The following is a 12,220-nucleotide window of genomic DNA, read 5'->3' as shown; positions in this document are numbered from 1 at the left end:
GCAATGTAGTCCCACCCACAAACCTCTGCAACTATACGTACTTTTACCACATTGACAAGGCAAAGTATAACATCGATTTGATTATCACTCAATCACCATTATTGCTACATAAGCTTTTACAACGTTTTCTCCATAATCCGTTCATAAATTAGGTAACACAATCAATAAAGGTGTTACCTATTCTGATTTGATATATACAAAACATATCTTTGCCATACCGTTAAAAACGCCTCTAAAAAAAAGGTGGTGCCAACTAAAATCCGTTCGCACCACCCGTTTTGTGTAACACATTAATTAATTTTGTATCTTTTCTTATTTTTTTACTTGTTTAACTCGGAATAAGAGATAAATCAGGAGTACAAAGACAACCCCAATTGATACTGAAATCCGCGTATCCGGATTAAAGAACATACAAATCAAAATCCCGGCTAAGGCAATCAAGGCAAGCATGTTCATCCCTGGATAAAGCGGCATCTTAAATGGATGTCCTTCGAGCCGTTCTGGATGTTGCTTCCGGAAGAAGTATTCTGACAGTAAAATGACAAACCACGGCACCATCCCTGGTAAGACACTTGAACTATAAACCATCACGAACAGGTCCGCCGTATGAGCACTAATCGCAGTTAAGACGTAGTTCACAACGAAACCAACAAAAATCCAGAACGAAATCGTCAAGATAGCAACATGCGGCACCACCCGCTTGCTTAACCGTTTAAAGAACGGCGACACTTCACCATCAACAGACAACTTAAAGAGCATCCGACTGGCACTGTAAATACCTGAGTTTGCTCCGGAAAGAGCGGCGGTTAAGACCACGAAGTTAATAATTCCGGCCGCTCCCGTAATTCCGACCTTCGTGAACGTTTCCACGAATGGTGATCCGACTGCCTTCAATTCGTTCCATGGGTAAATGGAGACAATCACGAAAATCGCTCCAATGTAGAAAATTAAAATCCGCCACACGACCGATTTAACTGATTTCACAATCGCTTCTTGCGGGGAAGCTGATTCCCCGGCCGTAATTCCAAGTAATTCAACCCCTTGGTATGATCCAGCAATCACCGATAGTGAGAATAAGAATCCCGTTAACCCACCAGTGAAGAAACCACCATGAGACCATAAATTACTAATTCCAACTGGATGCCAGTGATTACCAAGCCCCAGCACAATTACTAATAACCCAATGATAATCATTAAGATAATCGTGACCACCTTAATCATCGCAAACCATGATTCCAACCGCCCATAGGCTTTCGCTGACGCTAAGTTGGCTAAGGTTAAGAAGATAATCATCACAATTCCTGATAACCAATCCGGTAAGTTAGGCCACCAATAATTTAAATACGCACTCATGGCAATAATGTCTGAAATCCCCACAATAATAAATTGGAAGACATTACTCCACTTCACTAAATATCCCGCAAATGGGTGGATATACTTCGAACCATAATCCGCAAATGAACCAGTGCCAGGGTTTAAGTAAATCATTTCCCCCAGTGCCCGCATCACCGCGTATAAAATCATACCAACAAACGCGTAAGCTAAGAGCACCGATGGCCCGGTCCATTTGATAGTTGAGGTGGCTCCCATAAAGAGCCCACTCCCAATGGTCCCCCCAATGGCGATCATTTCCATCTGGCCTGGCGTCATCGTCCGATTTAGCGTTGGCTTATTATCCATCCGCGCTTCCTCCTTTATACAAAAACACGACCAACCCTACTTTTAATCAGTCGGATTGGTCGCTTTATTGACGATTCATCAAAAGGCCGCACCTACTGCATTTGCGTAGCTGTGGTCGTTGTGGTTGATTGTCCTGCAACTAATTGCATCCACTTCATGATGAATTGTCCTCCATTTCATTCTTAAATCATTAGATTTATGTTATAAATTCTAACACAAATCTAATTTAAGTCAACTACCGTTTTACAATGTATATAAAACTTGTTGCACCCGATCCACAATTTGCCGTGGCGTTAAGTGGAATTGGTTATATAAGACATTCTTCGGTACATTATCATTAAAGACCCGTGGTGCCCCAAAGGATAAGACCTTAACTGATGATGGTCCGAAATAACGAGCAATCGTTTCACCAAAACCACCACTTAAATTCCCATCTTCTAAAGTCACCACTACGTCATGCTTTTCAGGTAAATGGTGTAACGTATCATAATCCAACCCGGTGACTGATTTTGGATTAATCAACGTTGCATTAATATTTAATTGTGTTTTTAATTGTTCGACCACTTGTTCCCCTAATTCCCAGAAACCACCAACCGCTAAAATGGCCACATCATCACCATCATTAGCAATTTCATAAGTTGGTTCATCGTAGTCATCAGTTTGAACATCTTTGTGAACCAGTGGTTGCATTGGCAACCGTAAGACTACCGGTTCATCATGTTGATTCAAGGCCCAACGTAACATATCAACTAATTCTTCAACACTCGTTGGGGTTAAGTAATTTACATTTGGCAAACTACTGATATAAGAAATATCAAACGTTCCTTGGTGCGTGGCCGAGTTATTTGAAATCGTCCCATTGGTTACAATCATCACAACGGGGAGACTGTTCAATGCCATATCGTGAATTAATTGGTCATACGCCCGAGGTAAGAACGTACTATTTTGGAAGACCACCGGCCGAATTCCGGCTTCGGCCATCCCAACAGCGGCCGAAATTGATACTTGTTCCGCAATCCCGACATCAAAGTAATGTGCTGGGTGCGCAGCTTGGAAACGTTTCAAACCAAACGCACCGGGAATGGCCGCGTTAATAGCGGCAATCTTGACCCCATGATCAACTTGGCTGATTAATTCATCAATCACCGCGTCATTATAACTTTCGGTTGGCGTCGCATCCTTTACTTTCCCGGTTGATTCATCAAATGGTTTCGCCCAGTGGAAGCCATATTCATTTTCAATTGCCGGTTCGTATCCCAAGCCCTTCGTGGTATGAATATGCAATACGATTGGATGATCGACATCCTTGAGATCTTGTAGCGTATCAATCAAGGCTGCCACATCGTTTCCGGCTTCTAAGTACCGGTAATCAAGCCCCATAAACTTAAAGAGGTTGTTGGTACTTTCACCATTCGTATCCCGCAACTCTTTGAGCCCTTGGTAAAGACCACCTTGGTTTTCGTCAATTGACATTTCATTATCATTAACGACGATGATAAGATTGCCCTTCACTTTGGCAGCATTGTTCAATCCTTCAAAGGCTAATCCACCACTTAATGAACCATCACCAATGACGGCCACAATTTTGCGGTCGGTTTGGCCCTTTAAATTGCGCGCTTCGGCTTCCCCAACTGCTAAGGCAATTGAAGTGCTCGTGTGCCCAATCTTAAAGAAGTCATGATCACTTTCATCGGGTGACGTAAAACCAGAAATATCTTGATAGTGATCAGGATCAATAAACCCAGCCAACCGGCCCGTCAACATCTTATGCGGATAGCTATTATGAGAAATATCCCAAATTACCTTATCCGTGGGAGAATTAAAGACGTAGTGATACGCTAATGCCAGTTCAACAATCCCTAAATCCGGTCCCACGTGACCCCCAATCGTAGAGGTCCGTTCCAAGATTAACGTCCGCATTTCACTTGCCAATTGGTGCAATTGATCAATCGTCATCCCCTTAATATCCTGGGGTTCTTCAACACGATTGATTAAAAAGTCTGGATGTAAATTCATACTACTCTTCCTTTATTTAAATCAAAGCTAATAATGATTATCACCATTTTACTACAAAATTGGTAACCTGGCGACGGTAACGCAGTTTACCAATGCCATTAATTGCCGTATACTAGGCAACGTTAACATTTTTAAAGGAGGAGTTTTTAATATGCAACCAGCTACCAAACGTCACTGGTTACTGGCGCTCGCCATTGGCCTAATTATCATGATGCTGGCGCTAGTCATTCATGATTTTTGGCCTGAAATCCAACTACTATTACATCCGAGCGAATCCCATCAACAAGATTTACGGACATTAATTAATGAACATAAATGGCGTGATTTACTATTTTTATATGTCATCATTACTTTAATGAGCGCCATTCCTGGCCTATCTAATTCTGTAATTTGTATTTTTGTCGGACTCTGTTACGGCCCGATTTTAGGTATTTTAATTAATTGGTTCGGTAATATGTCCGGTAACTGGGTTGTCGCCGCACTGATTAATAAGATTCAGTTACCAGCCAAATGGCAAGACAGCCCTCGGTTGAATAAATTGCGCAACGCCCAACACCCAGCTTTAGCACTCACCCTTGGATTTATGATTCCCATTATTCCAAGCATGATTGTGAATGCTGCCTGCGTGGAACAAAACATTCCCCGGCCAACCTACTTATTAATGGTTGCCGCGGGGGTCTTCCCCGCTTCAGTCCTATACGCAATTGGCGGTCACGCTTTGCATAAAGGAGCGTTGATTGAAGCTGGCATTTACTTAGCCATTATTATTTTATTAGTCTTATTATCAAAGCGATTAGAAAGCTTAATTAAAGCGCGTCGCTCAACTAACTAGGAGGAAGTTTACCAATGAAAATGCGTCGAATTGATCACGTCACGATTCCCGTCCGTGATTTAGCTGCTAGCACCCGATTTTATCACGAAGTTTTTGATATGCCCGTCTTAGACCAACAATCCGATTCAATCACAAGTACATTACGCTGTGGCCACCAATTAATTCGGCTGGTGGCTGTTGACCATCAACTTGAACCGGCCCCACAAACTTGGCAACCGGGGAGCGCAGTCTTATCATTAGTCGTTGGCGATGATTTAACAAGTGTATTGCACCACCTCAAAAGCTACTACGTTAATGTTTTAACGGATGCACCGATTGACCATCTTGGCGCGGAAGGCGACTTAAAAGCGCTGCGCCTAACTGACCTTGATAATAATCTCATTGAATTAGTTGCTTACGAAAATAAATAATTGAAAATCCCCGCCCTAAAACGAACATTAGGGTGGGATTTTTAATTAGTTTTAGAAAACGAACGAACTTAATTCAGTTCAACCGATAGTTTGTTTGGGAAATCAGTTTACAAACGCCCAACGAATGTAATATACTCGAGCACATAAAGATTAAATTATTATGAGAAACACATAGGAGGATTGGGTTATGAGCGACTTACCCATTACGACATCTCAGTTACCACTGCGTCAAGCAGTAACCGAATTACAACCATCCGCCATTCGTGCATTCAGTGCCGCCGTGGCTAATATCCCCGGCATCATTGATTTAACCGTTGGAGAACCTGATTTTAACACGCCGGATACAATTAAAGCGGCTGCTGTTACCAGTTTGGAACAAAATCATACTCATTATCCCCCAACGCCCGGAACTGCTGAATTACGGCAAGCAATCGCTGCTTACCTCAACGAAAAATATGACCTTAATTATACGGCTGACCAAACATTAGCAACCTCCGGGGCTACTGAATCATTATGGGTATCCTTATACACAATTACGAACCCCGGTGATGAAATCATTATCCCAACCCCCGCATGGCCCATGTACATGTCCATGGTTAAGGCAGCTGGAGCATTCCCAGTCCTCGTTGATACATCCAGCAATCACTTTGTCTTGTCGCCAGAATTAATTGAACAAACCCTCGCTGAGCATCCGAATGCTAAAGCGATTATGCTTAACTTCCCATCCAACCCGACCGGAGTTACTTACACCCGGGATGAAGTCATTGCGCTCGCTAACGTTTTAAAGCAACATGCAATTTACGTTATCTCAGACGAAATCTACGCGGAATTAACCTACCACGGCCGGCATACTTCCCTTGCTGAACTGTTACCTGACCAAACAATTTTAATTAACGGTCTTTCCAAGTCGCATGCCATGACCGGCTGGCGCTTTGGGATGATTGCGGCGCCAAAATTTTTGGCTCCTTCATTAATTAAAGTTCACCAATTTACGATTACTGCCGTACCTTACATCGTTCAGGATGCTGCGCTAGCGGCTTTAACGGTAGGCAAAAACGAAGCGGAACCAATGTTAGCTGAATACAAGCAACGTGGCGCCCTCGTGCACGAACGGATGCAAGCAATGGGCTTTGAAGCTTAGCACCCCAAGGGGTCTTTTACTACTTTGCAAAAGTCCCAGCTTGGCTCAAGCAAACCCCAAGTGAATTCGCCCTCGCCTTAGCACATGAACAAGCGGTGGCCGTGATTGCAGCTGAAAGTTTTGGCCCCGGCGCCGAACAATACTTCCGGATTAGTTACGCCACGAGCCAAGATAAGTTACAATTAGCCATGGATCGAATTGAACAATATCTCGCTGATCACCGGGGATAGCTCATGGAATTAAAGATTACCCGAGCCGCCCACCAAGCTTTAACCGCTGAATTAGGTTTAAAACCAGGGATGGGCGTTAAATTAATGCCGCGTCCTGACAATACTGCCCCGGTTGACCATAAGCCACACCAGGCGTATGCCCTTGATAACCACCCTGATCGGCCAGTTATCAACGTTGACGTCGCCGGAATTAATTATCACATTAATTTCCCTGATAGTTGGTTCTTTGAAAATCGCGTTACTACGCTGGATTTCGATCCTGAAGCTGGCGTAATCTTTGATTTTACTTTAATTAAAGATCTTGGTGGCGCCTCAACAAACTATGAAATGTTTTTAATGTAAAACCAGGTCGTGAGCCATGCATCAAGGAAGCCGTAGCCTAACGTAGACAAGGCGTTGGCACTAGCAAAGCTAGGGTCAGCGCCTTTGTCATAGTTAGGCACTAGGCTTCCGCATGGCGAACGTAGTTAATCAGGTTGTGAGGGGGACATCACCCCTCGTTAAAAAGGCTCCCAGTGGGATTTTAACCACTGAGAGCCATTATTTGTTATAATCACGGAAAAACGACTCGATGTTGCTTCGCCATGCGTCGTTGCTCATCAAGTGACTTATTAGCTGGCAAATAAACTAACGCTCCGTCCGCACAAATCGCCACATTAAAAACCTTCGTTTCCGGCCGAATATAATGCGGGACGGTTAAGACGTTTGACGAGCCAACTTGACGTAGTTTTACTGACATTACTTTGTCCCCCTTTAAAAATTTTCGAAATGGAGTTTATTATGTTAATTAAGCCTTATCATCATCACGTGCAATACTACGAAACCGATCAAATGGGAATTACTCACCATTCCAATTACATTCGTTGGATGGAAGAAGCCCGGGTTGATTTTCTCAACCAAATCGGGTGGAACTTTGCCCGCTTAGAAGCGAGTGGAATTACTTCACCAGTCATTGATGTGCAATGCCATTATGCCTGGCCAACTCATTTTGATGAACAAGTTCAGATTACGGTAACCGTCACTAAGTTTACCGGCGTAAAATTATCATTAGCTTACATCATGACCGTCAATGAACAAACCGTCTGCACAGCTACTTCAACGCATGCCTTCTTGGGACAAGACGGCCAATTAATTCGCCTTAAACGAACTCATCCAGAATTTGCGGCCACTTTAACGTCACTTGTTACAACTAATTAATTCCGCTTGGCTTAACTCAATCATAGCGTAAATTTAGTAAAACAAATTACCCAGATTTAAAAATCTGTTACATTGTTATTCAACGATATCAACATTACTATCTTGTGGCGCTTGGAATTAGCTCATAAAAATAAGTTCATATACATGGATATAGGTCTTTAATAAATACACACTTTATGGTTATATGTGTATTAAGTAATCTTTTATGTACATGAAAGGAGGAAGTTTTGTGCTAGATAAAGAAAATATCGAGCAACGTGTCTACAACCTACTTTGTCCCATGATGGACATCCGAACTCGGACAACGGTCGCTAAATTGTGTGCAGCCCTCCACGATTTAGTCCAACAATATGAATATTCAGAATTAAACGTCTCATTATTGACTACTTATGCGCAAGTTAGTCGGAAATCCTTTTACCAACATTTCACCAATATTGATGAATTTTTCCAACTAATTAACGATTTAGTGGTTTTAGGCTATGATAAGTTCTTAAATTCAATTAGACCTCCATACGTTTATCGAAAATATTACGTCGCCATTTTTGAATATTACTATCGGCTGGGACCAGCTTTTCATAAAATGTTTAATGACCTTTCATACCAGACCCCGTTGTACAATATGATTGAGCAAACTTCGAACGAAATGTTTGATCACTTTGAGTTCTTTGACAAAAAAATTAGATCAGCAAATGGTTAAAGCCCTCGGAGTTTATATTACCGGCGGATCAATTTTAACGGTCCAAAAAAATGTTGGCAGCAAATCCCAACCAAGATATAGATGAAATGATGGAACTAATTTACGTTTTCGCTACTCGGTCATTAGGACTCGTAGTGGATTTAGAACGGGTCATTGATCCAGATTTAATTGCTCAGCGTGCAAACCGGCATATTTTCGTGCCATAAATCCAGGTCGTGAAATACAGGTCGTGAGCCGAGCGTTAAAAGCGACGTTAGGCTAACTTGGAAACACCGCTTGGCGTGGTAACACGTCGAGGGGTGTTTTCAGTTAGTCCTAGTCGCTTGCTCGGCGAACGTAGTTAAATCTAGGTCGTTAGCCACAAAAAAGGCTGAGGAACCCGTTTCCTCAGCCTTTTAAATTACTTATTTAATGCTTGCACAGTCTTAACCATCGACACAAAATTATCCGCATCTAAACTGGCCCGACCAATTAAAACCCCATCAATATCACGTTTACTCATTAACTCGGCAATATTGTCAGGATTAACACTCCCGCCGTATAAAATTCGAATCTTATCGGCCACTTCATATGAGTACCGATCCGCAATGGTTTGGCGAATTTGCCGGCACCCTTCCTCAGCTAACAATGGATTGGCAAATTGCCCCGCCCCTACGGCCCAACTAGGTTCGTAGGAGATGATAATGTTTTTAATTTGGTCAAACGAAACATCACATAAAACATCTTTTAATTGCGCAAAAACATAGTGAATACTACCACCATGTTCTTCTTGCATCATGGTTTCATCCGTACAAATAATCGGGGTCATTCCCGCTTGCAAGGTTGCCACTACCTTTTTATTGACCATCGTATTATTTTCATTAAACATCGTGCGCCGTTCAATATGCCCTAATAAAACATAGTCAACGCCCGAATCAGCCAACGCTTTCGGACTAATTTCTCCCGTGTAGGCCCCTTCAAATTCCGTAAACGCATTTTGCGCCACAATTTGGATATCGGTTTGATCAGCGGCCGCGGCCATCGCGTGAAGGGCTAAGGTCGTCCCCGCGATGCCCACTTCAACTTCCTCTTTGGCTGGTAATTGATCCTTGATTTGATTAATAAACGCCACGGATTCGGCTACATTTTTATGCATCTTCCAGTTGGCGACCACAAATGGTTTACGCATGGACAACTAGTCCTCCTTGAATAATTTTCTTGTAGATAGATTAGCTTAATTTAGTGACAAAAGCAATATTATTCCCCCACCATCCGTCTAACCTTGCTATAATATATATATCATTTTTCTCTAATCCGAGGTATTTTATTATGGTCACAGTTAAATCTATTCTTGCCGACCACCCCGAATTAGCCGATCGCCTGTTAGACGGTAAATTTGGGATTGAATTAGAACAACATCGCATCATGACGGATGGAACGCTTAGTCGCCAACCATATCCCGCTACCTTTGGAAGTCGCCGGCATCATCCATATTTGAAGACCGATTTTTCGGATACGATGATTGAACTTGCCACCCCACCAACTACCGGGGCCACCGCCGCTGTACTTAACGCCAAGGCCTTACAACAAATTGTCCACGAACAATTACAAATTGATGAACGGTTTTGGCCACTCAGCATGTTACCAAATTTAAGTGATGCCGACCTTGAATATGCCAGTCATAACAACACCCGGACTTGGATGCAGGAATATCATGATCACTTACTAGCTAAGTATGGTCCTGAACGGGAAATCATGACGGGCGTCCACATTGGATATAGTTTAAATAGTACCTTAATTCATGGCTTATACCACCAAGGCTTTAAGACCAAGTATCCGGATAAAGCCCGGTTCCGCAATGAAATGTACTTCCAATTAGCCCAAGGGTTTGCTATCTATCGGTGGCTCTTCACCTACTTATTTGGTTGTACACCCTTTATTACCAATCGGCCCAGTGATGTACCAGCTGACGTACAAAGTCCCGTCCGGAGCTTCCGGAATAGTCAATACGGCTACGCTAATTTACCAACTGAAACCATTACTTATGCCGATCTCGATTATTACTTGGCCTCGATTTCGGACCGGGTTAAAAATGGTTCCTTCTACTCCCACCACGAAGCTTATTGTGCGGCACGGTTAAAGTGCAAAGACGACACCTTAGCTGGGTTATTAAGTCACGGGACAGAATGGATTGAATTACGCGGCTTTGACCTTGATCCCGTTTCACGAGCCGGGATTAGCAATGATACGCTCAATTTCTTAGAACTCTTCATGGCGTACATTTTAACATTGGATGAACCGGCTGACTTAGCGGACCAACTAGCGCAAGCGGATGAGCGCAACAATCAAGTGGCCTTACAACATCCCCACGAACAATTCGATTGGGTCTTAGAACAAGGAACGACGCTCTTAGACCAATTAGAAGCCTTTGCCCGTGCAATTAATGCGCCGAAGATTTACTTTGATGCCATCTTATTCTCACGCCGCCGCTTAGAAGATCCAACGTTAACGATTGCTGGCCAACTATTAGACCAAGTCAGCGATGAAGCCGACTACTTCAATTACGGAATGAAGATTGCTAACGAACGCTTCACCGCCATTCGCCAAGCAACCCAACCGCTCCAAGTTTTCGCAGATCGCTTGACGCCCGATGTGCAAACCTTAATTAAAACCGCCATTGAACTTGGCGTGAAGATTGATTTGACCGATGGCATTGAATTATCCGTCGGCGACCACTTAGAAATCTTTGATGAAAAGATTACCTTTGTCTTCCCCAATGGTCCCCAAGCGTATTTAACCGATCTCTTCCCCGAATTAGCCCAATTAACTGACGAACAACCATAGTAAAGGAGGATAAAACGGATGACCCCCGCTGAACAATTAACAATTTTAAAAAAACATTATTAACATTCCCACCGAAAACCAAAACGAAGCTGCGATTGCGGATTACTTAACTACCCTGTTCGCGCCATATGAACAAGCAACCATCGAGCGCTACACCTACGCCCCTGGTCGGGATAATATTGTCATCACCATCGGTAGTGGTCATCCGGTCCTCGTTTTGTCCGGCCACATGGATACCGTCAATGCCGGTGACCGGACCGCTTGGACCAGCGATCCATTTGACGCCACAATCCGGGATGGCAACCTCTATGGACGGGGGGCGTCCGATATGAAGGCTGGGCTCGCGGCGCTCGTGGTAACTGTATTAGAATTTTGGAAGCAGGTACGACCTTCCACGGCACGATTAAATTAATCGGGACCGTGGGTGAAGAAACCGGTGAATACGGTGCGGCTCAAGTGATGAAAGCTGGCGTGGTCGATGATGCGGATGCCGTTTTAATCGCCGAACCAAGTACTGGCTTCCATGAAATTACGTATACGGCCAAAGGGGTCATTGATTACCAAGTTACGGCCCAAGGAAAAGCCGCCCACAGCGCCCGGCCCCACCTCGGTAATAATGCCATTGACCAATTATTCCGCTTTTATAATCGAATTACGACGGCCATGCAACAATTTAACCAAGTTGACCCCGTTCTTGGCGGGGTCGTCCATAACGTGACGGTCATTAACGGCGGGGAACAAGTCAATACAATCCCTGCTACGGCAATGCTGAAAGGAAATATCCGGACGATTCCAGCGTACCCGAACCAAGCCTTTTACGATGTCTTTGACCAAATTATGCATGAACTCGCCCAAGACCCCCAAAACCACTTAACCCTGACTTACTCCTTCCCCGAAGAAGCGGTGCCAGGAGAAGCCGACTCGCAATTAATGCAACTCGCGCAACAAGCTTACGATGACCTGTTCGGCTTTACCCCAGCTGCCGTTGGTAGTTTGGGCGCCAATGAAGCGGCAGAATACATCCAAGCGCAAGGTGACTTCGATATTATTTGCTTTGGTCCCGGCTCGGATACCTCCCATGCGGTTGATGAATACGTGCCAATTGCGGATTACCAAAAAGCGATTGCCTTTTACCACCACTTTATCGAATTATTTAATCGCTAATATACACCAAGCGTCGACAACTATCCAAAC

At 43.7% G+C, this 12,220-nt stretch carries 11 protein-coding genes and 2 pseudogenes; 9 read left to right on the top strand and 4 right to left on the bottom strand.

Going from position 1 to position 12,220, the window contains the following annotated elements; translation table 11 throughout:
• Positions 1 to 312: 312 nt before the first annotated feature.
• Both JCM14505_RS02745 and JCM14505_RS02740 read right to left on the bottom strand, forming a co-directional pair.
• Entirely contained in the window at positions 313 to 1,680 is a 1,368-nt protein-coding gene (locus tag JCM14505_RS02745; RefSeq protein ID WP_054652745.1) for an amino acid permease, read from the bottom strand.
• A gap of 243 nt (positions 1,681 to 1,923) precedes the next feature.
• Complete coding sequence (locus JCM14505_RS02740; protein WP_054652743.1) at positions 1,924 to 3,696, bottom strand: 1-deoxy-D-xylulose-5-phosphate synthase; 1,773 nt, start codon at positions 3,694 to 3,696, stop codon at positions 1,924 to 1,926.
• Between the two features lie 151 nt (positions 3,697 to 3,847).
• Here JCM14505_RS02740 and JCM14505_RS02735 point away from each other — a divergent pair, with 151 nt between their 5' ends.
• The 4 genes and pseudogenes from JCM14505_RS02735 to JCM14505_RS02720 all read left to right on the top strand — a co-directional run bounded on the left by JCM14505_RS02735 (position 3,848) and on the right by JCM14505_RS02720 (position 6,651).
• Entirely contained in the window at positions 3,848 to 4,528 is a 681-nt protein-coding gene (locus tag JCM14505_RS02735; RefSeq protein WP_054652741.1) for a TVP38/TMEM64 family protein, read from the top strand.
• Between the two features lie 14 nt (positions 4,529 to 4,542).
• The gene (locus JCM14505_RS02730) at positions 4,543 to 4,938 is read left to right on the top strand and encodes a VOC family protein (RefSeq protein WP_054652739.1); all 396 of its coding nucleotides are present in this window, start codon (positions 4,543 to 4,545) and stop codon (positions 4,936 to 4,938) included.
• Positions 4,939 to 5,125: 187 nt separating this feature from the next.
• Positions 5,126 to 6,309 (top strand): annotated as a pseudogene (locus JCM14505_RS02725) (aminotransferase class I/II-fold pyridoxal phosphate-dependent enzyme).
• A gap of 3 nt (positions 6,310 to 6,312) precedes the next feature.
• Positions 6,313 to 6,651, top strand: a complete 339-nt coding sequence (locus JCM14505_RS02720; RefSeq protein WP_054652737.1) for a hypothetical protein — start codon at positions 6,313 to 6,315, stop codon at positions 6,649 to 6,651.
• Between the two features lie 211 nt (positions 6,652 to 6,862).
• Here the strand turns inward: JCM14505_RS02720 and JCM14505_RS02715 are convergent, their stop codons facing one another.
• A complete protein-coding gene (locus tag JCM14505_RS02715; RefSeq protein ID WP_054652735.1) occupies positions 6,863 to 7,048 on the bottom strand; it encodes a hypothetical protein in 186 nt (61 codons plus the stop codon).
• A 41-nt stretch (positions 7,049 to 7,089) separates the two neighbouring features.
• Between JCM14505_RS02715 and JCM14505_RS02710 the strand changes: the two genes are divergently transcribed.
• The 3 genes from JCM14505_RS02710 (at position 7,090) to JCM14505_RS08910 (ending at position 8,409) form a co-directional block, all read left to right on the top strand.
• On the top strand, positions 7,090 to 7,506 hold the full coding sequence (locus tag JCM14505_RS02710) for an acyl-CoA thioesterase (RefSeq protein WP_306455175.1): 417 nt from the start codon (positions 7,090 to 7,092) through the stop codon (positions 7,504 to 7,506).
• A gap of 229 nt (positions 7,507 to 7,735) precedes the next feature.
• On the top strand, positions 7,736 to 8,203 hold the full coding sequence (locus JCM14505_RS02705) for a TetR/AcrR family transcriptional regulator (RefSeq protein WP_054652731.1): 468 nt from the start codon (positions 7,736 to 7,738) through the stop codon (positions 8,201 to 8,203).
• A 50-nt stretch (positions 8,204 to 8,253) separates the two neighbouring features.
• The gene (locus JCM14505_RS08910) at positions 8,254 to 8,409 is read left to right on the top strand and encodes a hypothetical protein (protein WP_156249814.1); all 156 of its coding nucleotides are present in this window, start codon (positions 8,254 to 8,256) and stop codon (positions 8,407 to 8,409) included.
• A gap of 194 nt (positions 8,410 to 8,603) precedes the next feature.
• Here the strand turns inward: JCM14505_RS08910 and tpiA are convergent, their stop codons facing one another.
• Positions 8,604 to 9,371: a triose-phosphate isomerase gene (gene tpiA / locus JCM14505_RS02700; RefSeq protein WP_054652729.1), complete on the bottom strand. Its 768-nt coding sequence runs from the start codon at positions 9,369 to 9,371 to the stop codon at positions 8,604 to 8,606.
• Between the two features lie 140 nt (positions 9,372 to 9,511).
• Between tpiA and JCM14505_RS02695 the strand changes: the two genes are divergently transcribed.
• Positions 9,512 to 11,026, top strand: a complete 1,515-nt coding sequence (locus JCM14505_RS02695) for a hypothetical protein (protein WP_054652727.1) — start codon at positions 9,512 to 9,514, stop codon at positions 11,024 to 11,026.
• Between the two features lie 229 nt (positions 11,027 to 11,255).
• Positions 11,256 to 12,190 (top strand): annotated as a pseudogene (locus JCM14505_RS02690) (ArgE/DapE family deacylase).
• Positions 12,191 to 12,220 lie beyond the last annotated feature (30 nt).

It is taken from the genome of Limosilactobacillus equigenerosi DSM 18793 = JCM 14505 (assembly GCF_001311375.1).
GTDB classification, from domain to species: domain Bacteria; phylum Bacillota; class Bacilli; order Lactobacillales; family Lactobacillaceae; genus Limosilactobacillus; species Limosilactobacillus equigenerosi.
This window is presented reverse-complemented; position numbering and strand designations above follow the sequence as displayed.